This window comes from Salipiger sp. PrR007, assembly GCF_010499845.1.
Taxonomy (GTDB): domain Bacteria; phylum Pseudomonadota; class Alphaproteobacteria; order Rhodobacterales; family Rhodobacteraceae; genus Salipiger; species Salipiger pacificus_A.
Map to the genome: position 1 here is coordinate 21,073 of NZ_JAAGOZ010000008.1, position 23,618 is coordinate 44,690.

The 23,618-nt window shown below is 67.3% G+C and carries 23 protein-coding genes; 8 read left to right on the forward strand and 15 right to left on the reverse strand.

Going from position 1 to position 23,618, the window contains the following annotated elements:
* Positions 1–71 precede the first annotated feature (71 nt).
* From G0Q01_RS00935 to G0Q01_RS00950, 4 genes are all read left to right on the forward strand, one after another.
* A complete protein-coding gene (locus tag G0Q01_RS00935; protein WP_164196975.1) occupies positions 72–227 on the forward strand; it encodes an adenylosuccinate lyase in 156 nt (51 codons plus the stop codon).
* A gap of 131 nt (positions 228–358) precedes the next feature.
* Positions 359–1,408 (forward strand): flagellar motor switch protein FliG, encoded by a 1,050-nt coding sequence (locus G0Q01_RS00940; RefSeq protein ID WP_164196974.1) that lies wholly within the window; start codon positions 359–361, stop codon positions 1,406–1,408.
* Positions 1,409–1,553: 145 nt separating this feature from the next.
* Positions 1,554–2,453 carry a lysophospholipid acyltransferase family protein gene (locus G0Q01_RS00945; protein ID WP_164197051.1) on the forward strand — a complete coding sequence of 300 codons (900 nt, stop codon included), beginning with the start codon at positions 1,554–1,556 and terminating at the stop codon, positions 2,451–2,453.
* Between the two features lie 87 nt (positions 2,454–2,540).
* The gene (locus G0Q01_RS00950) at positions 2,541–2,888 is read left to right on the forward strand and encodes a hypothetical protein (RefSeq protein WP_108965712.1); all 348 of its coding nucleotides are present in this window, start codon (positions 2,541–2,543) and stop codon (positions 2,886–2,888) included.
* 30 nt (positions 2,889–2,918) lie between these two features.
* On the opposite strand, the gene G0Q01_RS00955 is transcribed toward G0Q01_RS00950, so the two are convergent.
* Positions 2,919–3,626: a thioredoxin family protein gene (locus G0Q01_RS00955; RefSeq protein WP_164196973.1), complete on the reverse strand. Its 708-nt coding sequence runs from the start codon at positions 3,624–3,626 to the stop codon at positions 2,919–2,921.
* A 217-nt stretch (positions 3,627–3,843) separates the two neighbouring features.
* Between G0Q01_RS00955 and acnA the strand changes: the two genes are divergently transcribed.
* Positions 3,844–6,615: an aconitate hydratase AcnA gene (acnA, locus tag G0Q01_RS00960; protein ID WP_164212941.1), complete on the forward strand. Its 2,772-nt coding sequence runs from the start codon at positions 3,844–3,846 to the stop codon at positions 6,613–6,615.
* Positions 6,616–6,927: 312 nt separating this feature from the next.
* Positions 6,928–7,068 carry a hypothetical protein gene (locus G0Q01_RS00965; protein ID WP_164196971.1) on the forward strand — a complete coding sequence of 47 codons (141 nt, stop codon included), beginning with the start codon at positions 6,928–6,930 and terminating at the stop codon, positions 7,066–7,068.
* Positions 7,069–7,183: 115 nt separating this feature from the next.
* Here G0Q01_RS00965 and G0Q01_RS00970 read toward each other — a convergent pair whose 3' ends face one another.
* From G0Q01_RS00970 to G0Q01_RS00985, 4 genes are all read right to left on the reverse strand, one after another.
* The gene (locus G0Q01_RS00970) at positions 7,184–7,618 is read right to left on the reverse strand and encodes a PACE efflux transporter (protein ID WP_164196970.1); all 435 of its coding nucleotides are present in this window, start codon (positions 7,616–7,618) and stop codon (positions 7,184–7,186) included.
* A 169-nt stretch (positions 7,619–7,787) separates the two neighbouring features.
* The gene (locus G0Q01_RS00975; RefSeq protein WP_164196969.1) at positions 7,788–8,816 is read right to left on the reverse strand and encodes an LLM class flavin-dependent oxidoreductase; all 1,029 of its coding nucleotides are present in this window, start codon (positions 8,814–8,816) and stop codon (positions 7,788–7,790) included.
* A 91-nt stretch (positions 8,817–8,907) separates the two neighbouring features.
* Positions 8,908–10,236 (reverse strand): ATP-binding protein, encoded by a 1,329-nt coding sequence (locus tag G0Q01_RS00980; protein WP_164196968.1) that lies wholly within the window; start codon positions 10,234–10,236, stop codon positions 8,908–8,910.
* A 5-nt stretch (positions 10,237–10,241) separates the two neighbouring features.
* Entirely contained in the window at positions 10,242–10,904 is a 663-nt protein-coding gene (locus G0Q01_RS00985) for a response regulator transcription factor (RefSeq protein ID WP_164196967.1), read from the reverse strand.
* Between the two features lie 286 nt (positions 10,905–11,190).
* Here G0Q01_RS00985 and G0Q01_RS00990 point away from each other — a divergent pair, with 286 nt between their 5' ends.
* Together G0Q01_RS00990 and G0Q01_RS00995 are read left to right on the forward strand one after the other, a co-directional pair.
* Complete coding sequence (locus G0Q01_RS00990) at positions 11,191–11,946, forward strand: L,D-transpeptidase (protein ID WP_164196966.1); 756 nt, start codon at positions 11,191–11,193, stop codon at positions 11,944–11,946.
* A 139-nt stretch (positions 11,947–12,085) separates the two neighbouring features.
* On the forward strand, positions 12,086–12,643 hold the full coding sequence (locus G0Q01_RS00995) for a L,D-transpeptidase (protein ID WP_108965725.1): 558 nt from the start codon (positions 12,086–12,088) through the stop codon (positions 12,641–12,643).
* A gap of 94 nt (positions 12,644–12,737) precedes the next feature.
* On the opposite strand, the gene xylB is transcribed toward G0Q01_RS00995, so the two are convergent.
* The 10 genes from xylB to G0Q01_RS01045 all read right to left on the reverse strand — a co-directional run bounded on the left by xylB (position 12,738) and on the right by G0Q01_RS01045 (position 23,603).
* The gene (xylB, locus tag G0Q01_RS01000) at positions 12,738–14,186 is read right to left on the reverse strand and encodes a xylulokinase (RefSeq protein WP_164196965.1); all 1,449 of its coding nucleotides are present in this window, start codon (positions 14,184–14,186) and stop codon (positions 12,738–12,740) included.
* A gap of 4 nt (positions 14,187–14,190) precedes the next feature.
* Positions 14,191–15,657, reverse strand: coding sequence for a mannitol dehydrogenase family protein (locus G0Q01_RS01005; RefSeq protein ID WP_164196964.1), 1,467 nt, complete (start codon positions 15,655–15,657; stop codon positions 14,191–14,193).
* 11 nt (positions 15,658–15,668) lie between these two features.
* Positions 15,669–16,445 (reverse strand): L-iditol 2-dehydrogenase, encoded by a 777-nt coding sequence (locus G0Q01_RS01010; protein ID WP_164196963.1) that lies wholly within the window; start codon positions 16,443–16,445, stop codon positions 15,669–15,671.
* A complete protein-coding gene (locus G0Q01_RS01015; RefSeq protein ID WP_164212942.1) occupies positions 16,442–17,446 on the reverse strand; it encodes an ABC transporter ATP-binding protein in 1,005 nt (334 codons plus the stop codon). The genes G0Q01_RS01010 and G0Q01_RS01015 overlap by 4 nt, the downstream gene beginning before the upstream one ends.
* A gap of 14 nt (positions 17,447–17,460) precedes the next feature.
* A complete protein-coding gene (locus G0Q01_RS01020; protein ID WP_164196961.1) occupies positions 17,461–18,291 on the reverse strand; it encodes a carbohydrate ABC transporter permease in 831 nt (276 codons plus the stop codon).
* A gap of 85 nt (positions 18,292–18,376) precedes the next feature.
* Positions 18,377–19,249 (reverse strand): carbohydrate ABC transporter permease, encoded by an 873-nt coding sequence (locus tag G0Q01_RS01025; RefSeq protein ID WP_108965735.1) that lies wholly within the window; start codon positions 19,247–19,249, stop codon positions 18,377–18,379.
* A 287-nt stretch (positions 19,250–19,536) separates the two neighbouring features.
* A complete protein-coding gene (locus G0Q01_RS01030) occupies positions 19,537–20,853 on the reverse strand; it encodes a sugar ABC transporter substrate-binding protein (protein WP_164212943.1) in 1,317 nt (438 codons plus the stop codon).
* Between the two features lie 130 nt (positions 20,854–20,983).
* The gene (locus G0Q01_RS01035) at positions 20,984–21,946 is read right to left on the reverse strand and encodes a sugar-binding transcriptional regulator (RefSeq protein WP_164196959.1); all 963 of its coding nucleotides are present in this window, start codon (positions 21,944–21,946) and stop codon (positions 20,984–20,986) included.
* A gap of 2 nt (positions 21,947–21,948) precedes the next feature.
* Positions 21,949–22,632 carry an HAD family phosphatase gene (locus G0Q01_RS01040; RefSeq protein ID WP_164196958.1) on the reverse strand — a complete coding sequence of 228 codons (684 nt, stop codon included), beginning with the start codon at positions 22,630–22,632 and terminating at the stop codon, positions 21,949–21,951.
* Between the two features lie 173 nt (positions 22,633–22,805).
* Complete coding sequence (locus G0Q01_RS01045) at positions 22,806–23,603, reverse strand: ATP-binding protein (RefSeq protein WP_108967637.1); 798 nt, start codon at positions 23,601–23,603, stop codon at positions 22,806–22,808.
* Positions 23,604–23,618: the final 15 nt, after the last annotated feature.

Below are 23,618 nucleotides of genomic sequence, written 5' to 3' on the forward strand. Positions count from 1 at the left end.
CGGCCCGTTTCGTTTTGGCCGATGAGGCAAGCCGTGGTAGCCTTCTGCCCAGTCACCACGGAGGACGACGCATGACGATCAAGACCCTGCTGACTGCCGCGGCTCTCGTCGCCGCCCCGCTCGTTGCCTGGGCGGACTGCAGCTATCACAACGAGGCCAAGATGACCTGCGCAGCCGGATCGGAATACGATTCCGCCACCGGCACCTGCAAGGTCGTCTCGGGCTGACCGCAGAGCCCGCACATCCGATCCCACGTCGAAGGGCAGCCCGCCGAGGTTGCCCTTTTCCGTGTGGGAATGAGGGATCATTAACCTCGCTGCGCTAGCTCTGGCAGCAGCAAGAGCCCGGATGTCCCGCCATGTCGCAGCTGCCTTCCCCGTCCGATCTCGCGCCTGCCGGCGGGCGGCGTCCGCTGTCGCGACGCGCCAAGGCGGCGATCATCGTGCAGTTCCTGCTCAACGAGGGGGCGGATGTGCCGCTCTCCGCCCTGCCCGAGGATCTGCAGGCCGAGCTGACGCTGCAGCTCGGGCGCATGCGCTACATCGACCGCGCCACGCTCAACGCCGTGGTCGAGGAGTTCTCCGAGGAACTCGACGGCGTTGGCCTCTCCTTTCCCGGCGACATGGCGGGGGCGCTTTCCGCGCTCGAGGGCAAGATCAGCGCCCGCACCGCCGCACGGCTGCGCAAGGAAGCGGGCGTGCGCCAGAGCGGCGATCCCTGGGAGCGCATCGGTGCCCTGCCAGAGGAGCGCATCGCCGCCATCGCCGGCGCCGAGGCGATCGAGGTGGCCGCGGTCATGCTCTCGAAGATCAACACCGCCAAGGCCGCCGCCGTGCTTGCGCAGATGCCCGGCGACCGCGCCCGGCGCATCACCTATGCCGTATCGATGACCGCGGGCATCTCGCCCGAGGCGGTGGACCGCATTGGCCTGAGCCTCGCCGCCCAGCTCGACGCCGAGCCACCCCGGGCCTTCGCCAAGCGCGCCGACGAGCGGGTGGGCGCGATCCTCAACTACGCCGCCTCGGCCAAGCGTGACGAGGTGCTCGAGGGGCTGGAAGAGACCGACAGGGATTTCGCCGAAGCGGTGCGCCGCGCGATCTTTACTTTCGCCGACATCCCCTCGCGGCTGCGCAAGCAGGACGTGCCGAAGATCACTCGCGACGTGGCCCCCGAAGATCTCACCGTCGCCATCGCCGCCGCCAGCTCCGAGGCCGATCTGCCCGCCGCCGAATACCTGCTTGAAAACATGTCAAAACGCATGGCTTCCGCGCTCCGCGAGGACGCGGCTGGCATGAGCGTCAAGGGCAAGAAGGGAGAGGCCGCGATGAACGCCGTGGTCAGCGCCATCCGCGAGCTGGTCAGCGTCGGAGAGATCGAGCTGAAGTCGGACGAGGACGACGAGGACTAGTCCCGGAACTTGTGCCGCGCGCATCCTCGGCTTAAGTCTGCCGCTCAGACCAGCGGAGCGGGATGTGACCAAGGGCACGACACATAGGCCAGCAAAAGACGATGGCGCGACCCCGGCCAAGGCGACCGTGCAGGACCGCGGCGGCATGGGCGATTTCCTGTCCGACAAGGCGCTGCGGGCGATGATCCGGCTCGCGCTGCTGCTGCCCGCCACGCTCCGCGGCCGGATGATGGCAACATTGGTCTCGCGCGTGCTCGCCCCGCTGACCGGCTACCGGGACCGCGCCATGGCAAACCTCGCCCACGTCTGGCCCGAGATGCCCGAGGACGAGCGCCGCCGCATCGCCCGCGAGGTGGCGCAGAACGCCGGGCGCACGATGATCGAGAATTACGACGTTGCGGGGCTGCTCGAGCGCATGAAGCACACGCCGGTCACCGGCGAGGGCGTTGCAGCCATCGAGGCCGCGCAAGCCGAGGGCAAGCCGATCCTCTTCGTCACCGGCCACTACGGCAACTTCGAGGCGCCGCGCGCCGCGCTGGTCGCCCGCGGCTGGCGCATCGGCGGGCTCTACCGGCCCATGGCCAATCCTTTTTTCAACGAGCATTACGCCGCCAACATGCACGCGCTCAGCGATCCGGTCTTCGAGCAGGGCCGGCGCGGCACCATGGGGCTGCTCAAACACATCCGCGGCGGCGGCATGGGCGTGCTGCTCTTCGACGTCTACGACAGCGCGGGCGTGCCCATCGATTTCCTCGGCCAGCCCGCCCCCACGCTGACCTCTGCCGCCGAAATCGCGGTGAAGACCGGCGCGCTTTTCGTGCCGTTTTTCGGCATCCGCAAACCCGACGGGGTGAACTTCGAAGCGGTCTTCGAGGCACCGATCCCGCATGGAGATCCGGTCGAGATGATGCGCGAGGTCACCCGGAGGCTCGAGGCGCGGATCGAGGCGGACCCCGGTCAATGGTTCTGGATTCACCGCCGCTGGAAGCCGAAGCGCCAGCGCAAGCGAGCGGAAAAACGCGCGCGACAGCAGGACGGCAGGTGAAGCTCCCAGCGGCCTCTTGATCGCCGAACAAGGCAAGCCCTAAGCTTCGGCACTGCCATTGTTCAGAAAATTTCGAGGACCCCTTACATGCCATTCATCAGGTCAGCAGCCGTGCTTGCCGCGATCACGCTCGTCGCCGCCTGCGACGGTACCGCCACCCCCTCTGCCAGCGCGCCGATGCCCGCCGCTCCGGGCGGACCGCCCTTCATCGAAACCATGGCCCCCGAGGTGACCAACGCCGCGGTGTCGTCATGCCAGTCCGCGCTCGAGGCGCAGACCGAGGGCGGTGTCATGGTCGTGGGCAGCGAAACCTCCGAGGCGGCCACCGCGATCTACATGCGGGTCGGCACAAACGGCGCCCCCTGGCGCTGCCTCGTCGCGCCGGACGGCAGCGGACCGGACCTGATGTTCATGGGAAGTGAAGGCGCGGCCTGAGGTCGCGGACGGTGCCTTTGCTGGCGCGGCTCAGTCGCGCCAGCGCGCGGCGGCCAGCACCGGGCCGAAGGGCGGCTCCTGCACCAGCACCACCGCCGGATCGTCGCCCTCCAGCGGCACCGAGGTCTCGTAGGCGCCTTGCCCGTCCCAGCTGCCGATCACCTGCCAGCCATGCGCGATATTGGTGTAGGTCATCTCGAGCCCGGCGTTCTCGCCATCCTCGATGTCCACCGTCTTTTCCGGCGCGTAGCGCACCAGATGCACCACCGTCTCGGGCGGCAAGGGAGCCAGCGGCTCGGCGCGGATCACCAGCGTGTCACCGTCGCGCGCCAGCAGCAGCTTCACCGGAGGCGGGGTCTTGGCGGCGGCGCGGATCGCATCCACCACCTTCATCGGGCGCGAGCCGACGACGTCGTAGCGGCCCGCCACGATCATCTGCGGCGTGTAGAGCGAGCGGCGGCCGGCGGCGCGGGCATATCCCTTCTGGCGCTTGGTAAAGGCCGGATCGGCGAAATCGTCCTTCCAGCCGATGTAATCCCAGTAGTCCACATGCAGCGCGAGCGGGATGACATCGTCGCGCCCGCTCAGCTCCGAGAGCACGGCATCGGCGGGCGGACAGGCGGCGCAGCCCTGCGAAGTGAAGAGCTCGACGAGGACCGGCGTGTCCTGCTGCGCCTGCGCCACGCTGACGGAAAGCAGCATGGCTATGGGCGCCATCCAAGTCGTGAGTCGGATCATCTGGCCAGCTTTCCCCGTAGCTTTTCCCCAATTGGGGTACAAAACCCTCATTGAAATAACCAATCAAGGTTTTGCGAGAGCGGGTGATGGTGGTTTTTCGGCAGATGTATACCATCGAATACAATTTATATCCCTACGGACTTGATCCAACATGGTCTCTGCGCCATCTACCCGGTAGCGACCCAGTTTTTCTCCACCCAAGAAGAGGGAGCCACACATGCCCATCACGGTTGGTCAGGATACATCCAAGACGCGCAAGACGCTCGAGGTGAATGGCAAGACCATCGCCTATTACTCGATCCCCGCGGCAGAGGCTGCCGGGCTCGGCGACTTCGCAAATCTTCCCGCAGCGCTCAAGGTGGTGCTCGAAAACATGCTCCGCTTCGAAGACGGCAAGACCGTCTCGGTGGACGACATCAAGGCCTTTTCCGAATGGGGCAAGCAGGGCGGCAAGAACCCCCGCGAGATCGCCTACCGTCCGGCCCGCGTGCTGATGCAGGATTTCACCGGCGTTCCGGCGGTGGTCGATCTGGCCGCCATGCGCGATGGCATCAAGGCGCTGGGGGGCGATCCGCAGAAGATCAACCCGCTGAACCCGGTGGATCTGGTCATCGACCACTCGGTGATGATCGACGAGTTCGGCAATCCGCGCGCCTTCCAGATGAACGTCGACCGCGAGTATGAGCGCAACATCGAGCGCTACGAGTTTCTCAAGTGGGGGCAATCCGCCTTCAACAACTTCCGCGTGGTGCCGCCGGGCACGGGCATCTGCCACCAGGTGAACCTCGAGTACCTTGCGCAGACCGTCTGGACCGATGAAGACCAGACCGGCACCGAGGTCGCCTACCCCGACACGCTGGTCGGCACCGACAGCCACACCACCATGGTCAACGGCGCCGCCGTTCTGGGCTGGGGCGTTGGCGGCATCGAGGCCGAGGCCGCGATGCTGGGTCAGCCCATTTCCATGCTCATCCCCGAGGTCGTCGGCTTCAAGCTGACCGGCGAGATGATGGAAGGCACCACCGGCACCGACCTCGTGCTTAAGGTCGTCGAGATGCTGCGCGCCAAGGGCGTGGTCAGCAAGTTCGTGGAATTCTACGGCGACGGGCTCGACAACTTGCCGCTGGCGCAGCGCGCCACCATCGCCAACATGGCGCCCGAATACGGCGCCACCTGCGGCTTCTTCCCGATCGACGCCGAGACCCTGCGCTACCTCGAGCAGACCGGCCGCGACAAGGACCGCATCGCGCTGGTCGAAGCCTATGCCAAGGAGAACGGCTTCTGGCGCGGCGCGGACTACGATCCGATCTACACCGACACGCTCGAGCTCGACATGGGCACCATCGTGCCCGCCATCTCCGGGCCGAAACGCCCGCAGGATTACATTGCGCTCGACAGCGCGGCGACCGCCTTCGGCGAGTATGTGAAGGGCGTGCGCGACGGCAAGGATGCCTCGGCCAATGCCGAAGTGCGCTGGGAAGGCGAAGGCGGCGCTCCCGAGCCGCGCGACGTCCCCGGTGACGAGGGCCACCATAAGAAAGGCTGGTACAAGTCCGACGACAATGCCTACCAGCTGCACGACGGCTCGATCGTGATCGCCTCGATCACCTCCTGCACCAACACTTCGAACCCCTACGTGATGATCGGCGCCGGTCTCGTCGCGCGCAAGGCACGAGAACTGGGGCTCAATCGCAAGCCCTGGGTGAAAACCTCGCTGGCCCCGGGCTCGCAGGTCGTCTCGGAATACCTCGAGGCCGCGGGGCTGCAGGAAGATCTCGACGCCGTGGGCTTCAACCTTGTCGGCTACGGCTGCACGACCTGTATCGGCAACTCCGGTCCGCTCGCTGCGCCGATCTCCAAGGCGATCAACGACTACGACCTGATCGCCACCTCGGTGCTCTCGGGCAACCGCAACTTCGAGGGCCGCATTTCGCCCGACGTGCGCGCCAACTACCTCGCCTCGCCGCCGCTGGTCGTGGCCTACGCGCTGGTGGGCGACATGAACGTCAACATCGCGACCGATGTGATCGGCCAGGACAAGGACGGCAACGACGTCTACCTCAAAGACATCTGGCCCTCGAATGCCGAGATCGCCGAACTGGTCGAGAAAACCGTGACCCGCAAGGCGTTCCAGGAGAAATACGCCGACGTCTTCAAGGGCGACGAAAGGTGGCAAGGCGTGGAGGTGAAGGGCGGCGAGACCTATGACTGGCCGCCGACCTCGACCTACGTGCAGAACCCGCCCTACTTCCAGGGCATGTCCAAGGATCCGGGCGTGATCACCAACATCGAGGGCGCGCGCATCCTTGCCGTGCTTGGCGACATGATCACCACCGACCACATCTCGCCCGCCGGTTCGTTCAAGGAAAGCACCCCGGCCGGCCAGTACCTTGTCGAGCACCAGGTGCCCGTGCGCGAGTTCAACTCCTATGGCTCGCGCCGCGGCAACCACGAGGTGATGATGCGCGGCACCTTCGCCAACATCCGCATCAAGAACGAGATGCTCGACGGCGTCGAAGGCGGCTACACCAAGGGCCCCGATGGCCAGCAGACCTCGATCTACGAGGCGGCCATGGCCTATCAGGATCAGGGCACGCCGCTGGTGATCTTCGGCGGCGAGCTCTACGGCGCCGGCTCCTCGCGGGACTGGGCAGCCAAGGGCACGGCCCTTCTGGGCGTCAAGGCAGTGATCGCCGAGAGCTTCGAGCGTATCCATCGCTCCAACCTCGTCGGCATGGGGGTCATCCCCTTCGAGTTCACCGGCGGCGACACCCGCAAGTCGCTGGGCCTGACCGGCGAGGAAACGGTGAGCATCGAGGGGCTCGACACGGTGACCCCGCTGGCCGAGGTGCCCTGCACCATCACCTTCAAGGACGGCTCGACCAAGACCATCCAGCTCAAGTGCCGCATCGATACGGCGATCGAGAAGGAATACGTCGAGCACGGCGGCGTGCTGCACTACGTGCTGCGCGACCTCGCCGCCTCCTGATATCGTCGCGGCGGCCCGCCCCCGGGCCACGCCGCTTGGACAACCTGTCGCAAATTGACCGCCCGGAGCTCCGCGCTCCGGGCGGTTTTTGGTGTTCTGGCGCAACGTCAGGCGCAAATACGTGACATCAAAGCCACACTCTGCCGGATTTTCGCGCAAATACTCAGGATTTGAGCAAAACTCTGCGCTCACGTCGCAATCGCGACACCGGCCTGTCCGCACCCTGCTGTATTCTGGCGGAAAGCTCTCCATCTGAGGGAGCAACAAAGGGACTGGGGCAACGACCCCGACTTTCCCGGACGAGGCAGAAAAATGAAACGAACAACCCTTATCCAGTTGGGGGCGCTGGTGGCCCTTGCCGTCTTTGGTGCCTACCAGGGCGCCCGCGCGCAAAACCCCGCACCCGCGCCCGCGCCGCTTTGTACCGAAGCAGAGGACAGCTGCGCGCTGTAGGTCGAAGTAGCGTCCTCCCCGCCGGGTCGAGGCGGGCCGCCCCGCCGCGTGATGCGCGGCGCTCTAGAGTAGTCTTGCGGAGAGGAAGGCTTGGAGCGGCACGACGGCGACCGCCTCAGCCGCGCGCCTCGGCCCGGGCCTGCGGGATCGGGAAGACGAGATCGTAGAGCCAGTTGAAGACGAAGGCATAGACCAGGTAAAAGCCAGCAAAGCCCATGTCCATGACCAGGGCATGGCCAAGGCTCACCCCCAGTTCCCAGGCGATATAGGGCGCCAGCGCCACCAGCAGGCCAAGCTCGAACAGCACCGCGTGCCCGACGCGCAGAAGAACGCTCTTCCGCGTGTGGCCATAACGGCGGCTCATCCACAGATCAAAGAGCAGGTTGTAGACGTAGTTCCACCCCGTCGCCACGGTGGCGCAGACCAGCGCGACGAGACCGATCTCGTGCATGTCGCGATCAAAGGCCCAGGCTCCAAGCGGGGTGACGAGGGCAAGGCCGAGCAGCTCGAAGCTGAGGGCGTGACGAATACGATCGGACCGGCTGCGCATGACACTCTCCATGGCGTCGGGCCGTCCCGTCTGCTGTCCCGGTATGGGGGAGGTCGTCCTCTCTCGGGCAAGTTACCTAGAGGCCCCGGCGCGGCAAATCAAGCGCGCCGAAGGCAGGGCGGTGTTGCACCGGCAGCAAATCACGCCACCGGTGCCGGGGTCGCAGCGGTCAGCCCGCCTTGCGCAACTCGGGGGCGACCTTCGTGCCCAGCACCTCGATCGCCTTCAGCATCTCGGCGTGTTCGATGACACCGATGGCCATCTGGATGGTCACCCGGTCGAACCCGAGGTCCTCGCGCAGCCCGAGGATCTTGTCGACCAGCTGCGCCGGGCTGCCGACGAACATCGACCCCTCTGCGCTCATGCTCTCGTCGTATTGCGCGCGGCTCTGCGGCGGCCATCCGCGCTCGCGGCCGAGTTGGTCCATCACCTGCTTCTGCGCCGGGAAGAACAGGTCGGCGGCCTTCTTGCTGTCCTCGCCAACGAAGCCATGCACGTTGAGCGAGACACGCGCCTGCTCGGCGTGACCGGTCTGCGCGGCGGCCTTGCGATAGAGGTCGGCCAGCGGCTTGAAGCGGCGCGGCTGACCGCCGATGATCGCCAGGGCCAGCGGCGCCCCCAGCGCGCCGGCGCGCACCATGCTCTGCGGTGTGCCCCCCGCCGCAATCCAGATCGGCAGCTTGTCCTGCGCGGAACGCGGGTAGACCCCGAGCCCCTCGACTTTGGGCGTATGCGCGGTGCCCGGCCAGGCCAGCCGTTCCTGCTCGTTGATGGCGAGCAGCATCTGCAGCTTTTCCTCGAACAGCTCGTTGTAGTCGTCGAGATCATAGCCAAAGAGCGGGAAGCTCTCGATGAAACTGCCCCGTCCGACCATGATCTCGGCCCGCCCGCCGGTCAGGTTGTCGAGCGTCGCATACTGCTGGTAGACGCGGATCGGATCGTCCGAACTGAGCACCGTGACCGCCGAGCTGAGCTTGATGGTCTTCGTGGTGCGCGCCGCGCCGGCCAGCACCGTGGCGGGCGACGAGATGGCGTAATTCGGGCGGTGATGCTCGCCGAGGCCGAAGACATCGAGCCCGACCTGGTCGGCGAGCTCGATCTCTTCCATCAGGTTCTGCAGCCGTTTTGCCGCGTCCACCGTCTCGCCGGTGACCGGGTTCTTGCCCACGTCGCCGAATGTGTAAAGTCCGAGTTCCATTGCACTCTCCTTGTCTTGGAGCGCAATCTAGGGCGCCCGGCGGCGGCGCGACAGCCCCCTGCCGCGCACATGCCATGTGCGGCAAGGAAGATCAGGCGCTCGGCAGGTGCAGCTCGGCCCGCTGGCCCTGCCCGGCGCTCGGCGGCAGCTCGAGCCCTCCGCCGAGCCGCTCCATCGCCGCGCGGGCAATGGCGAGCCCCAGGCCGCTGCCGTCGCCGCCCTGGGTGCCGCGCACGAAGCGCTCGCAGGCGCGGGCGCGCAGGGTCTCGGGGATGCCCGGACCGTCGTCCTCGACCAAGAGCACCGCGCCGCGCCGCGATATCCGAACCTTGCCGCCCTCGGACGACGCCTGCAGGGCGTTCTCCACAAGGTTGCGCAGGGCGGTGTGCAGCAGGAAGCCGCTGGCAGGCAGCGTCTGCTCGCTGCCTTGGGGAATGTCACAGATCAGCGCAACGCCGCGCGTCTCGGCCAGGGGGGCAAGATCGGCGCAGATCTCGGCGCTGAGCTGCCCGAGATCCACTCGCTCCGCCGCCGCGCCCTCGCGCTCGACCGCCGAGAGTTCCAGCAGCTGCCGCACCAGCCGGTCGGTGCGGTCCACCGAGCGCTCGATGCTCCGCAGCGCGCGGCTGCGCGTGGCCTCGTCGGGGGCAATGCGGGCGATCTGCGCCTGCGTCCGCAGGCCCGCCAGAGGCGTCTTCAGCTCGTGCGCGGCAAAGGCGGTGAAGTCGCGCTCGGCCTCGCGCGCCTTGGCGAGCCGGGCGAAGAGATCGTCGAGCGCGCCGCGCATCGGGCGCATCTCGGCGGGCACCGGTCCGGCTGGCAACGGCGAAAGATCGGAAGGGCTGCGCAGACGCAGCGCCTCGGCCAGCCGGTGCATCGGCGCCAGCCCGCGCCCCAGGCTCACCCAGAGCGCCGCCGCCAGCAGCGGCAGGATCAGCGCCATGGGCAGCAGCAGTCCCTCGATCACCCCCGAGACCAGACGATCGCGCACCCCGAGGCTGTCGCCCACCATGACCCGAACCCCGAGCGCGGGGTTCTCGACGGTGTAGACGCGCCAGGTCTCGCCGCCGACGGTGCTCTGCGAATAGCCCGTGCCCTGCGCCCCGGTGAGCTGGACCTGCGGCGCGCCCTCGGACTGGCCGACCAGCGTGCCCTGCAGCGACCAGATCTGGCACGACAGCTGATGGGCGTAATCACCGTGCGGATCGAGCGGAATCGCCACCGGCGCGCCGTCTCCGGCCATGGCAATGCGCCGATCCTCGAGCAGCGACGAGACCATCCGCGCCGCCTCGGCCAGCCGCGCGTCGAGCACGCGGGTCACCTGCGCGCGGGTGGAATGCTCGATCCAGATCACCGCCGAGAACCAGATCGCGCCGGTCGCCAGGGCGAGGATCAGGAAAAGGCGAAGGCGCAGCGACATGCGGCTCATCCCTCGGCGGCGACGCGGTAGCCAAGGCCCCGCACCGTCTCGATGAACCTGCGCCCGAGCTTGGCGCGCAGGTGGTGGACATGGACCTCGACGGTGTTGCTTTCGATCTCCTCCTGCCAGCCGTAGAGCCGCTCTTCCAGTGCCGACTTCGACAGGATCTGCCCAGGGCGTTCCATCAGCGCGTGCAGCACGGCGAACTCGCGGCGCGAGAAGCTGAGCGGCGCGCCGTTGAACTCACCGCGCATCCGCGAGGGGTCGAGCTCGAGCCCGTTCCAGCGCAGAACCGACGCCGCGCGACCCTCGGCGCGGCGCAGGATGGCGCGCAGCCGCGCCGCCAGCTCGTGCAGGTCGAAGGGCTTTCCGAGGTAGTCGTCGGCCCCGGCATCCAGCCCCTCGATCCGGTCGCGCACCTGGTCGCGGGCGGTGAGCAGCAGCACCGGCAACTCCGAGCCGCCCCGGCGGATCTCCGAGAGCAGCTCCAGACCCGAGCCATCGGGCAGCATCAGGTCGAGCACCAGACCGGCGAAGTCCGAGTCCGCTAGCGCCGCGCGCGCGTCGCCCAGCGTGGCCACGGCGTCGGCGGTGAAACCGGACAGGCCGAGGCCGACCGAGAGTCCCTCGGAAAGCACAGGGTCATCCTCGACGATCAAGATGCGCATGAAACCTCCTTGCGCGGGCGGGCTCGCTGGTCAACCTTAAGACTTACTTAAGCACCAATTCCTAGTTGCCTCCGATGTGTCCCAGAGCCTTTCCCCAGCAGCGCGCCGCGCGCGCAGACGCTTTTCCTGTTGCCCGCCCGCCACAGGCTGGCACCGGCCAGCGGACAACCGCCGAATTCACCCTACTTCCGTCCCATCGACGTGACGCCGCGCCCCTCGCTGCGCCACACGCACCCCGGCGCGCAGCCGCCCTGCGCCCCAATTCCAAGAGCAACGGACCCGCCAGATGACAGACACCCTCTCCGGCCGCCTTACACGACGCCTCCCCCTCGCCGCCCTTTCGCTGAGCCTCTTCGGCCTGCTGTCGGCCTGCGCCACCACCTCTGCCCTGCCGCCCAACACGCCCGGCGCGATCACCGACGAGACCCGGATGATGTATGCCGAAGTCCAGGACGGCGACATCACCATCCCGGCGATCGAAGACAAGTACCTGACCGAGGAGAAGAAGCGCCAGGTGGTCGACTACTGGTCCGACGAGAAGCCCGGCACGATCATCGTCGATCCCGGCGCGCGCTGGCTGTACCAGGTCCAGGAGGGCAACACGGCCATGCGCTACTCGGTCGCCGTGGGCGCCGAGGGCCTGGCCTTTTCCGGCAATGCCAATGTGGCGCTGAAACGTCACTGGCCCAACTGGACGCCGACCGCCAACATGATCCGACGTGAGCCCGAGACCTACAAGCCGCTGGCAAACGGGCTTCCGGGCGGGCTCGAGAACCCGCTCGGCGCGCGCGCGCTCTACCTTTACAAGGGCGGCCGCGACACGCTCTACCGGATCCACGGCACCCCCTCGCCCTGGACCGTCGGCCATGCCACCTCCTCGGGCTGTATCCGCATGTTCAACCAGGATTCGCTCCACCTCTACGAGAACACCCCCAAGGGCACCAAGGTCGTGGTCCTGCCCGCGGAGCGCTCCGGCGAAGGGACCGTGCCGCCCTCTGACATGCTGTCGATGAGCGGCGATGTCGTGGACAGCGGCGCCTGATCCGCGACAAGTGCCCACGCGGGATCGCATTCGCGTGAGGCGCGGCAGGCGGCGGTGAAAGCTTAAGCTTCGGTTAAGCAGGGGCCGGTCTCACGCGGCAAGGACGGGGCATACCCCCGCCACAAGACAGGAGACCAAGATGAGCCCCTCGCTGACCCGCCGCGCCGCCCTGCGCGGCTCCTTCGCCGCCGCCTCGCTGCTGGCCACCCCCGCGCTGCTGCACGCGCAGGGCGCCTCGCGCCGCAACGCCTCGAGCTGGGTGCGGCAGGACTGGCGCGACCATTTCGACACGCTGGGCAAGGCCACGCTCGTTGCCGATACCGCCTCGCGCACCCTGCACTACTGGAATTCGGACGGCGGCGATTACCGCGCCTACCCAACCTCGGTGCCCCTGACCGAGGAGCTGACCAAGCGCGGCTACACATCGATCGTGCGCAAGAAGGTCGGCCCGTCCTGGACCCCGACCGCCTCGCAGATGGAACGCTACCCGGATTGGAAGCCGATCGGCCCCGGCCCCGAGAACCCGCTCGGCACGCATGCCATGTACCTCAGCTGGCCCGCCTACATCATCCACGGCACCCATGACACCCGCAAGATCGGCCGCCCCTCGTCGGACGGCTGCATCGGGCTCTACAACGAGAAGATCGCCGAGCTGTTCCAGCTCTGCCCGGTGGGCACACAGGTGCGGGTGATCTGAGGCTCCGCTTCCAGAGGTGCAGTACCCGTCCCCGCCGCCCCTTGCGGCTCCGGCGGGGATCGTCTTGCGCGGAAGGAAACGCCTGACCGGGCGGTCACTGGATCTCGCGGATCACCCGATAGGCCGGGCCGAAGCGACGGTATGCGGCCTCATAGGCGTCCACCAGCTCGGCCACGGGCTCGATCACCTCGGCGGTGGCGGGCGGGGTGATCACCTCTTCGGGCGCGGCGCCGGTGGCGGCGAGCTGGCCGAGCCGGGCGGCGCCGAGTGCGGCGCCGAACTCTCCCGAAGCCGGCAGGTGCAGCGGCATGTTCAGAACCGTCGCGATGAGTCGCAGCCAGTACCGAGAGCGGCTGCCGCCGCCGATCGCCAGCAGGTGGCCGAGCTCCGCCTTGGCACCGCGCAACGCCTCGGCGCTGTCGCGCAATCCGAAGGCGACGCCCTCGAGCACCGCACGGGTCATGTCGTCTCGCCCGGTCTCGGCGCCGAGCCCGGTAAAGGCGCCGCGGATCATGGCATCGTTGTGCGGCGTGCGCTCCCCCGACAGATACGGCAGGAAGCGCACCCGGCCCGGCGGCTGCAGCGCCTCGCCCAGGGGCGCGGTCAACTCGGCGGGCCGCATCCCCGCAATGCGGGCGAGCCAGTTGAGGCTGTCGGTGCAGGAGAGCATCACCCCCATCTGGTACCAGCGCCCCGGCACCGCATGGCAGAAGGTGTGCAGCGCACTGCCGGGCAGCGGGTGGTAGCCGCTGCGCGCCGCGAGCAGCACGCCCGAGGTGCCCAGCGAAACGAACCCCTGCCCCTCGTCGAGCGCGCCGGTGCCGCAGGCCGCGGCCGCATTGTCGCCTGCCCCGCCAGCGACGGTGACCTGCGGGCCGAGCCCCCAGGCCTGCGCCAGCGCCGGGCGCAGGCGGCCGGCCGCCGCGCACCCCTCGACCAGCCGGGGCATCTGCGCGCGTGCCATGTGCCCGGCCTCGAGCAACGTCTCGGACCAGTCGCGCGCGCCGGTGTCGAGCCAGGCACTGCCGGCGCTGTCGGACATGTCGGCCACGTGATCGCCGGTCAGGTAGAGGTTGAGATAGGCCGCCGGCAGCAGCACCTTGGCGACCTGCGAAAAGATCTCGGGCTCATGCGCGCGCACCCATTCGAGCTTGGGCGCGGTGAAGCCGGGAAAGACGATATTGCCCGAGAGCGCGCGGAACGCCGGGATGGCATCGAGCTGCGCGGCCTCGGCAAAGGCGCGGGTGTCGTTCCAGAGGATGCAGGGGCGCAGCACCGCGTCATCTGGCCCCAACAGGACCGCGCCGTGCATGTGCCCCGCGACGCCGATGCCGCGCAGCCCTGCCCAGGCCGGGTGATCGCGCAGCTCGCTCAACGCCCCCTCGAGCGCGGCAATCCAGTCGGAAGGGTCTTGCTCGGACCAGCCGGGATGCGGGTGGCGCGCCTCATAATGGCGCTCGGCGCTGGCGACGGGCACCCCGGCCGCGTCGCAGAGCAGCGCCCGGAGGCCGGAGGTCCCGAGGTCGATGCCGAGATAGGACATGAGATCAGCCGTTCAAATAGGTTTCGATGCTGCGCCGAGCGCCATCGGACCAGAGCAGATGCAGCCACTTCGAGAAACTCTCTTCGAAGCGCGCATCCCCCTGGACCTCGCCGTAGACCGCGCGCTGCGTCAGCCAGACCGCGGGGGTCTCGCGGGCCTGCGCCGCCAGGGCGGTCAGGGACTCCCAGTTGGGATCGTTCGGCGCGATCTCGGTGCCGTCCTCGAAGCTGCCCGCGCAGTAGCGGCACCAGAGCGCGCTTTCCAGCGCCAGCCCCTCGATCGGCGTGCCCTTGCGCAGCCCGTCGGCAATCGAGGGCACGATGAACTTCGGCTGGCGGTTCGACCCGTCGAGGCAAAGCCTGCGGATCGTGTCCTTGACCGCCGGGTTGGCAAAGCGCCCCTCGATCAGTTCAAGGTAGGCTGGCGGCGCGAACTCGGGCACCGGCGCAACATGCGGCAGGATTTCCTCGGTCTCGACCTTCCGCAAGTAGGCGCTGACCAGCGGGTGCGCCATGGCGTCATCGGCGAATTCGCAGCCGAGCAGCGCGCCGGCATAGGCGATGATCGCATGCCCGCCGTTGAGGATGCGGATCTTCATCCGCTCGTAGTCATGCACATCCGCGGTGAAGGTCACCCCCACCTCCTCGAGCCGCGGGCGGCCTTGCGGGAAATGGTCCTCGAGCACCCATTGCCGGAAGGGCTCGCAGGTCACCGGCACCGGATCGTCGAGGTCGAAGTCACGCGCCAGCGCGCGCTCGCCTTCGCCGGTCGCGGGTGTGATGCGGTCGACCATGGAGTTCGGAAAGGCGACATTGGTCTCGATCCACAGCGCGAAGTCGGGGTCCGACAGCCGCGCCGTGCCCGCCACCGCGTCGCGGGTCACCTCGCCATTGCCGGGGATATTGTCGCAGCTCATCACGGTAAAGGGTGGCAGTCCCGCCGTGCGGCGCGCCTTGAGCGCGGCGACGATGGCGCCGAAGACGGTCTTCGGGCGTTCGGGCGCGGCGCCATCGGCAAGGATGTCGGGATGGCTGGGATCGAAGGTGCCGGTGGTGGCATCGACGTAGTAGCCGCCCTCGGTCACCGTCAGCGAGACGATCCGGGTCGCGGGATCAGCCATGCGGTCGATGAGCGGGCCGTTCTCGGGGTCGACCGGGCAGAAGTCCACCATGGCGCCGATGATCCGCGGGCGCGGACCCGAGGGGTCGAGTTCGATCACCGTCGAGAGGTAGTCCTGCGCCGCCAGCGCATCGCGCATCTTGCCATCTGGCGCGCGCACGCCGGCGCCGCAGATCGCCCAGTCATGGTCCAGCCCCTTGGCGAAGAGGTCGTCGAGGTAGACGGCCTGATGCGCGCGGTGGAAATTTCCAAGGCCGACGTGCACGATGCCCGGCGTCAGGGAGGACCGGTCGTAAGCCGGGCGGGAGATGCGGGGATCAAGCGCGTCAAGCGCGCCGGTGTGGAGTTTCATGAGACTCTCCGTCAGCTCATCCATTGGCCGCCGTCGACGTTGTAGGTCTGGGCGACGATGTAGTCGGCCTCGTCCGAGGCAAGAAAGACGGCCATGCCGGTGAGATCCTCGGCACGGCCCATGCGGCCGTAGGGCACGGCCGCGCCGACCTCGCGCTTCTTCTGGCCGAGCGGCTTGTTCTCGTACTTGGCGAAAAAGGCATCGACACCGTCCCAATGCTCGCCATCGACCACGCCGGGGGCGATGGCGTTGACGTTGATGCCGTGCTCGATGAGGTTCAGCGCCGCCGATTGCGTCAGGCTGATCACCGCCGCCTTGGACGCGCAGTAGACCGCTACCAAGGGCTCGCCACGGCGTCCGGCCTGGCTTGCCATGTTGATGATCCGCCCCCCGCCGCCGCGCTCAATCATGTGTTTCGCCACGGCCTGCATGGTGAAAAGCACGCCGGCGACGTTGATGTCGAAGACCCGGGCGTACTCGGCGCGGGTGATCTCGACCAGCGGAGCGGCGCTAAAGAGCGCGGCGTTGTTGACCAGGATGTCGATGCGACCAAGCCGGGCGACGGTCTCGGCGACCGCGCTGTCGATGCTGGCCTGATCGGTGACATCCATGTGCACCGCGACCACCCCCTCGCCGAGCGCTGCCGCCGTGGCCTCGGCCCGCGCAAGGTCGATGTCGGCAATCGCCACCTTCGCCCCCTCGCGCAGGTAAGCCTCGGCGAAGGCCGCGCCGATGCCGCGGGCCGCGCCGGTGATCAAGGCGCATTTGCCCTGCAGGCGCGTTGTCATGCCCGCAGCCCCTGCTTGTCGAAGCGGTGCAGCTTGCTTTCGTCCGGGGTCAGGAAGATGCGGTCGCCATGACGCACGGGCATTTCGCCGTCCACCCGCACGGTCAGCGGCTCGTCGCCCAGCCCGTGGTCATGCACATGCAGGAAGGTGTCGGACCCGATATGCTCGGCCACGCCCACGGTGCCCTGCCAGAGGCCACCCTCGGTCGACGCCGCAAGATGCTCGGGGCGGATGCCGATGGTCGCGACGCCGTGCTTCTCGGCCTCCGCGCCGCGGATCAGGTTCATCTTCGGCGAGCCGATGAAGCCCGCGACGAACTCGTTCTGCGGCCTGTGGTAGAGGTCCAGCGGCGAGCCGACCTGCTCGATGTTGCCGGCGCGCAGCACGACGATCTTGTCGGCCATGGTCATGGCTTCGACCTGGTCGTGGGTCACGTAGATCATCGTTGTCTTGAGCGCGTTGTGCAGCTCCGAGATCTCGAGCCGCATGTTCACCCGCAGCGCCGCGTCGAGGTTCGACAGCGGCTCGTCGAAGAGAAAGGCCGAAGGCTCGCGCACGATGGCCCGCCCGATGGCAACGCGCTGACGCTGACCGCCCGAGAGCTGGCCGGGGCGCCGGTCGAGGTAGTCGGTCAGGTTGAGCGATTTCGCCGCCGCGTCGATACGGCGGTTCTGCTCGTCCTGCGGCATCCCGGCCATCTTCATCGGAAAGGCGATGTTCTTGCGCACCGACATGTGCGGGTAGAGCGCGTAGCTCTGGAACACCATGGCCAGTCCGCGCTTCGCGGGGGGCATGTTGGTGGCGTCCGCGCCGTCGATGCGGATCTGGCCCGAGGTCACGTCTTCGAGCCCGGCGATCAGCCGCAGCAGCGTGGACTTGCCGCAGCCCGAGGGGCCGACGAAGACCACGAATTCGCCGTCGTCGATGGTCAGATCCAGAGGCGGGATGACGTTCACGTCACCGAAGCTCTTGGTCACCTTGTCGAGGGTGATGCGTCCCATGTCTGGCTCCTATCTTATTTCACCGCGCCGAAGGTCAGGCCGCGGACAAGTTGCTTCTGGCTGAACCAGCCCATGATGAGGATCGGCGCGATGGCCATGGTCGAGGCCGCCGAGAGCTTGGCGTAGAACAGGCCCTCGGGGGACGAGTAGCTGGCGATGAAGGCGGTGAGCGGCGCCGCCCTGGCCGCTGTCAGGTTCAGCGTCCAGAAGGCCTCGTTCCACGCCAGGATGATGTTGAGCAGCAGGGTCGAGGCGATCCCGGGCACCGCCATCGGCGTCAGAACGTGGATCAGCTCGTTCTTCAGCGAAGCGCCGTCCATCCGCGCGGCCTCGAGGATCTCGCCGGGGATCTCCTTGAAGTAGGTGTAGAGCATCCACACGATGATCGGCAGGTTGATCAGCGTCAGCACGATGACCAGACCAAGGCGTGTGTCGAGCAGCCCGAGGTTGCGGAAGATCAGGTAGATCGGCACCAGCACACCGACGGGGGGCAGCATCTTGGTGCTCAGCATCCACATCAGCACGTCCTTGGTGCGCTTGCCGGGCACGAAGGCCATGGCCCAGGCCGCCGGGATGGCGATGGCGAGGCCGATCAACGTCGAGCCCAGAGAGATCACCACCGAGTTCCAGAAGTGCCGGAAGTAGTTCGACCGCTCCTGCACCGTGGCGTAGCTCTCGAAGGTCCAGGCCGAGCTCAGCACCTCGAAGGGCGTCTTGATCGCGTCACCCTCGGATTTGAACGAGAGGATGAATATCCACAGGATCGGGAAGAAGATCGCGAGCCCCACGAGCCAGGCCAGCACGGTCACCACGGCCTTGCGCCGGTTTGTCACTTTGCGTGCCATGTCATCCCCTCCCACTCAGTTTGTCGATAATTTGCAGGGCCTTGGCGGCACTGCCCGCGCGCGGATTTGCAGGTACCGGCATCGCTCAGGTCTCCAGGTTCTTGCCGATCATCCGCATCAGGAAGATCGCCACGATATTGGCGAGAATGATCGCCACCACGCCCCCGGCCGAGCCGCCGCCCACGTCGAACTGCAGCAGCGACTGCATGTAGATGAGGTAGGTGAGGTTGGTGGAGGCCACGCCCGGCCCACCGTTGGTGGTCACGAGGATTTCGGCGAAGACCGACAGCAGGAAGATGGTCTGGATCAGGATGACCACGGTGATCGCCCGCGCCAGGTGCGGCAGCATGATGTAGAAGAAGCGCGACAGCGGTCCCGCCCCGTCCATCTCGGCGGCCTCGAGCTGTTCCTGGTCGAGCGACTGCAGCGCGGTCAGCAGGATCAGCGTCGCGAAGGGCAGCCATTGCCAGCTGACAATAAAGATGATCGAGCCAAGCGGCGCCTGCGCGAGGAAGTCATAGGGCTGCAGGCCGAAGAATTTCGCCAGATGGGCGAAGAGCCCGTTCACCGGGTTCATGAACATGTTCTTCCACACCAGCGCCGAGACGGTAGGCATGACGAAGAAGGGCGCGATCACCAGGATGCGCACGATGCCCTGCCCCCAGAACGGCTGGTCCATCAGCAGCGCCAGCAGCGTGCCGCCGATCGTGGTGATCAGCAGCACCCCGCCGACCAGCAGCAGCGTGTTCCACAGCGCCGCGGTGAAGGCGGGATCGGTCAGGAAGAACTTGTAGTTGGTCCAACCGGTGAACTCTTCCATCCCCGGCATCAGCAGGTTGTAGCGCAGGAAGGAGAAATAGAGCGTCATCGACAGCGGCACGATCATCCAGCCGAGCAGCAGCAGGACCGCGGGCGAGATCATGAGCCGGGCAGCGGCGCGGGAAGCTTTGGTGGCCATGGCCTGTCTCCCTGGGACTTGGGGCTTGGGTATCGGGTCTTTGGGGTGGGGAATGGGTGCTTCCGGGGCGCCCGCGCTGGGGTGGGCCTGCGCGCGTTGCCCCGGAAGCAGTGGACACCGACCGACCGCCGCCGCCCGGGTGAGCACGGGAGGCGCGGAGCCCCAGGGCGCGGTCTTGCGCCGCGTTTCCGGGGTCGGCCGGGCCGGGTGTGCCATCGGACCTGGAGGAGGCGGGCCCGTCGATCCCCGGAGGGCCCGCCGGTCCGTGGCTGTCCGCGAGGCGCGGCTTACTTGATGTAGCCGGCCTTCATCATCTCACGCTCGGTGAGCATCTGCGCCGACTGCAGCGCCTGTTCGGCCGTCACCTGCCCCGCGAGCGCGGCAGAGAACTGCTGGCCGACCGCGGTGCCGAGCCCCTGGAATTCGGGGATGGCGACGAACTGGACACCCACGTAGGGCACTTCGTCGACGGTCGGGTTCTGCGGATCGGCCGCGTTGATCGACTCCAGCGTCATCTCGGCGAAAGGCGCGGCTTCGAGATACTCGGGGTTCTCGTAGAGCGAGGTGCGGGTGCCCGGCGGCACGTTCGCCCAGCCCTCTTTCTCGGCCACGAGCGCGAGGTACTCTTTCGAGGTCGCCCATTCGACGAAGGCCTTGGCCGCGTCTTCCTTCTGGGTGCCGGCGGGGATGCCGAGGTTCCAGGCCCAGAGCCAGTTGCCGCGCTTGCCGAGACCGTTGTCGGGCGCCAGAGCGAAACCGACCTGGTCGGCCACCGAGGAATCCTCGGCATTGGTCACGAAGGAGGCCGCCACGGTGGCGTCGATCCACATGCCGCATTTGCCCGACTGGAACAGCGCGAGGTTTTCGTTGAAGCCGTTAGACGAGGCACCCGGCGGGCCGTAGTTGTTCATCAGGTCGAGATAGTCGGTCAGCGTCGCCTTCCACTCGGGGCTGTCGAACTGCGGCTTCCAGTCCATGTCGAACCAGCGCGCGCCATAGGAGTTGGACATGGCGGTCAGGAAGGCCATGTTCTCGCCCCAGCCGGCCTTGCCGCGCAGGCAGATGCCATAGACTTCGCCTTCCTTGTCGGTCATCGCCGCCGCGGCTTCCTTGATGAAGTCCCAGGTCGGCGCCTCGGGCATCTCGAGCCCGGCAGCCTCCATCAGGTCCTTGCGGTACATGACCATCGAGCTTTCGCCGTAGAAGGGCGCGGCATAGAGATTGCCGTCAACCGTCAGACCGCCGCGGATGGCGGGCAGGATGTCATCGGCATCGTAGCTTTCGGGCAGGTCATCGAGGCTGACCAGCCAGCCGCGCTCGCCCCAGATCGGAACCTCGTAGGTGCCGATGGTCATCACGTCGAACTGACCGCCCTTGGTGGCCACGTCCTGGGTCACGCGCTGGCGCAGCACGTTCTCTTCCAGCGTCACCCATTGGACTTTGATGTCGGGGTGCGCCTCGTAGAAGGCGTCCATCAGACCCTGCATGCGGATCATATCGCCGTTGTTCACCGTCGCGACGGTGATCGTGGTCTCTGCAAGCGCCGCAGTGCCGAGGGCACCCAAAGCGCACGCGCCCATGAGAGCGCGGATGGTAACTGACATGAGAAATCCTCCCTGAATTCCGACACTGGGCTTGCGCTCGCTCTCCCTTTGGTGAGCAACTGCCCGCGTGATGGACAAATGCTCACTCAAAGCCATGAGTCGAGTCAAGCCCATTTTGGACGCAGAGCCTTTAAGAAGTGCTGAGGATTTCCGCGGCGGTGAGTTCGTCGGTGATCAGGCCCTGGATCAAATGCCCCTTAAGAGCGGCCCGCAAGGCCTTGATCTTGCTGACACCTCCGGCAACGCAGATCACCGGATTCTGGTTCTGCGGCACGCGCACGCCAACCATGAATTCATTGACAGGATGATCGAGGTAACGCCCTTCGGCGTCAAAGACATGCCCCCCAAGTTCCCCGGCGGCCCCTGCCGCGAGCAGGCTAGAGAGCTCTTCGGCGGTGATAAACCCGTCGACGAGGAGCGGTGCATCATCCGCCATCTGGCCGATTCCGACGATCGTCACATCCGCCTCCTTGGCCAGCGCGCGCGAGCTCACCACATGCGGCAAGCTGCGGTAGGTCGCGAATTCCTCGGCGTCGCGGGCCATCACCGGCACCGACATCGGGTAGTGCGGCGCGCCGGTCTTGTCGGCGATGCGCATGATGACCTCGTAGAAGGAGGCCGAGCCGTCGGGCGCCACGTTGCCGATCAGCGAGACCATGCGGTGGTGCCCGGCCGAAATGGTCTGCATCTGGTCGATCATCGCCCGCAGCGTCCGCCCGGTGCCGAGCGCGATGAGCTGCGGCGTCTCCTGCGCGAAGATCCGTTCCATCTCGGCGGCGGCAAAGGGCGCGATGGCGCGCAGCGCGTCCTGCCCCGAATCCGCCCGCGGTGCGACGCGCGCGCGCGACAGCCCGAAGCGCTGGCGCAGCCCGCGTTCGAGCTCGAGACAGTCGGCGATCGGATGGTCGATGCGGACCTTCACCAGACCCTCGGCCACGGCCCGGGCCACCAGGCGCTGCGCGCGCTGGCGCGAGATGCCAAGCTCATCGGCGATCTGGTCTTGCCGCAGCCCCCCCACGTAGTAGAGCCAGGCCGCGCGCGCCGCCAGATCGTCGGGAGAGGCGTCATCGCTGTCGAGGGTGCGCAGGGCCATGGTCACGTGCCTGTGAGAAAGAGATCAGGGGCAAGATGCGGGAGTTCCGCGAAACTTGCAAATTGACGGTGCGGCAGCGTCTGGGGGTCCTGCGGCACCGCCCCGTTCGCAAGGTGGCTGCCGCCGGTGAACTGCCAGACCGCCATGCCCGCCGCCAGCCCCGCGCCGATGCCGGCCAAGGAATCCTCGATCAGCAGGCAGCGCTCCGGGGGCACGCCTGCCTTTTCGGCGGCGCGCAGCGGCAGGTCGGGCGCGGGCTTGCCGCGTTTGACCTCAGAGGCCGTGGTGATCCGCCCCTCGAAGGCCGCCGTCAGCCCGGTCATCGCAAGGCTCGCGGCAACCCGCGCCGGGCTCGAACTGGTGGCAAGGCAATAGGGCACCGCGAGCGCCCCGAGGACCTCGCGCAGGTGCGGCATGACTTTCAGCCCCTCGGCCTCGAAGGCGGCGATGAGCCGGGCGCGGTAGTCGGCCTCGAAGCCAGCGGGCAGCGTGATGCCGAATTCCTCGCGGATCTGCGCGATCACCGTGGGGTAGCTGCGGCCAAGGAAATGCCGCGCGACATAGGGGATGTCTACCGTGACGCCCTGCTGCGCCAGTTCGGTCACCAGCATGCGCAGCGAGATGATCTCGCTGTCCACGACGACACCGTCGAAATCAAACAGCACCAGCTCTATCGGCTGCGACATGCCTAGGCCCCCAAAAAGTCTTGCGCATTTCGCCCAAAGGCGCACCCGGCTGCAACCTCGGAGTCGCGCATTTCCGAAAAGACGAGAGGGCGCGCGATGGCAAAGAGGGCCGGAAAAAAGGCCGGGGAAGATCCCCGGCCCTTTGCTTTCTCGTCGAATACCCGATCCCGGCCTCAGCCGATCGTCACGCCCTTGCGCCCCGCGAGATCGAGGAAATACTGCCAGGCCACCCGGCCCGAGCGGGCGCCGCGCGTCGCCTGCCATTCGATCGCCTCGGCGCGCAGCGTCTCGTCGTCGATCTCGACGCCGTGCTCGGTGCAGTAGCCACGGATCATCGCCAGGTACTCGTCCTGCGTGCAGGGATGGAAGCCCAGCCAGAGCCCGAAACGGTCCGACAGCGAGACCTTCTCCTCGACCGCCTCGGAGGGGTTGATCGAGGTGCTGCGCTCGTTCTCGATCATGTCGCGCGGCATCAGGTGCCTGCGGTTCGAGGTGGCGTAGAAGAGCACGTTCTCGGGCCGCCCCTCGATGCCGCCGTCCAGCACCGCCTTGAGGCTCTTGTAATGCTGGTCGTCATGGCTGAAAGACAGGTCATCGCAGAAGAGCACGAAGCGGTACGGCGCGCCGCGCAGAAGGTTCAGCAACCGGCCCACCGAGGGCAGGTCCTCGCGCTGCAGCTCGACCAGTTTCAGCGGCTGCCCCTTCGCACGAACCTCGGCGTGCACTGCCTTGACAATGCTCGATTTTCCCATCCCGCGCGCGCCCCACAGAAGGGCGTTGTTGGCGGGCAGCCCGCGGGCGAACTGCAGCGTGTTGGACAGCAGCGTGTCGCGCGAGCGGTCGATGCCGACAAGCAGTTTGAGGTCGATCCGGTTCACCTGCGGAACCGGCTCGAGCCGGTCCGGCTCGGTGTGCCAGACAAAGGCATCCGCCGCACCGAACTCCGGTGCGGCAAGAGGCGCCGGAGCCATTCGCTCCAGCGCCTC

Bases quoted from the DNA above. Each gene is read 5' to 3' on its own strand.
- G0Q01_RS00940 (WP_164196974.1), top strand. From the start codon at position 359: ATGTCGCAGCTGCCTTCCCCGTCCGATCTCGCGCCTGCCGGCGGGCGG.
- G0Q01_RS00975 (WP_164196969.1), bottom strand. From the start codon at position 8,816: ATGGAACTCGGACTTTACACATTCGGCGACGTGGGCAAGAACCCGGTC.
- G0Q01_RS01005 (WP_164196964.1), bottom strand. From the start codon at position 15,657: ATGAAACTCCACACCGGCGCGCTTGACGCGCTTGATCCCCGCATCTCC.
- G0Q01_RS00950 (WP_108965712.1), top strand. From the start codon at position 2,541: ATGCCATTCATCAGGTCAGCAGCCGTGCTTGCCGCGATCACGCTCGTC.
- G0Q01_RS01025 (WP_108965735.1), bottom strand. From the start codon at position 19,249: ATGGCCACCAAAGCTTCCCGCGCCGCTGCCCGGCTCATGATCTCGCCC.
- G0Q01_RS01035 (WP_164196959.1), bottom strand. From the start codon at position 21,946: ATGGCCCTGCGCACCCTCGACAGCGATGACGCCTCTCCCGACGATCTG.
- G0Q01_RS01020 (WP_164196961.1), bottom strand. From the start codon at position 18,291: ATGGCACGCAAAGTGACAAACCGGCGCAAGGCCGTGGTGACCGTGCTG.
- G0Q01_RS01015 (WP_164212942.1), bottom strand. From the start codon at position 17,446: ATGGGACGCATCACCCTCGACAAGGTGACCAAGAGCTTCGGTGACGTG.
- G0Q01_RS00970 (WP_164196970.1), bottom strand. From the start codon at position 7,618: ATGCGCAGCCGGTCCGATCGTATTCGTCACGCCCTCAGCTTCGAGCTG.
- G0Q01_RS00965 (WP_164196971.1), top strand. From the start codon at position 6,928: ATGAAACGAACAACCCTTATCCAGTTGGGGGCGCTGGTGGCCCTTGCC.
- G0Q01_RS00935 (WP_164196975.1), top strand. From the start codon at position 72: ATGACGATCAAGACCCTGCTGACTGCCGCGGCTCTCGTCGCCGCCCCG.
- G0Q01_RS00995 (WP_108965725.1), top strand. From the start codon at position 12,086: ATGAGCCCCTCGCTGACCCGCCGCGCCGCCCTGCGCGGCTCCTTCGCC.
- G0Q01_RS01040 (WP_164196958.1), bottom strand. From the start codon at position 22,632: ATGTCGCAGCCGATAGAGCTGGTGCTGTTTGATTTCGACGGTGTCGTC.
- G0Q01_RS01010 (WP_164196963.1), bottom strand. From the start codon at position 16,445: ATGACAACGCGCCTGCAGGGCAAATGCGCCTTGATCACCGGCGCGGCC.
- G0Q01_RS00985 (WP_164196967.1), bottom strand. From the start codon at position 10,904: ATGCGCATCTTGATCGTCGAGGATGACCCTGTGCTTTCCGAGGGACTC.
- G0Q01_RS00990 (WP_164196966.1), top strand. From the start codon at position 11,191: ATGACAGACACCCTCTCCGGCCGCCTTACACGACGCCTCCCCCTCGCC.
- G0Q01_RS00980 (WP_164196968.1), bottom strand. From the start codon at position 10,236: ATGTCGCTGCGCCTTCGCCTTTTCCTGATCCTCGCCCTGGCGACCGGC.
- G0Q01_RS01045 (WP_108967637.1), bottom strand. From the start codon at position 23,603: ATGGCTCCGGCGCCTCTTGCCGCACCGGAGTTCGGTGCGGCGGATGCC.
- G0Q01_RS00945 (WP_164197051.1), top strand. From the start codon at position 1,554: ATGGGCGATTTCCTGTCCGACAAGGCGCTGCGGGCGATGATCCGGCTC.
- G0Q01_RS00955 (WP_164196973.1), bottom strand. From the start codon at position 3,626: ATGATCCGACTCACGACTTGGATGGCGCCCATAGCCATGCTGCTTTCC.
- G0Q01_RS01030 (WP_164212943.1), bottom strand. From the start codon at position 20,853: ATGTCAGTTACCATCCGCGCTCTCATGGGCGCGTGCGCTTTGGGTGCC.
- acnA (WP_164212941.1), top strand. From the start codon at position 3,844: ATGCCCATCACGGTTGGTCAGGATACATCCAAGACGCGCAAGACGCTC.
- xylB (WP_164196965.1), bottom strand. From the start codon at position 14,186: ATGTCCTATCTCGGCATCGACCTCGGGACCTCCGGCCTCCGGGCGCTG.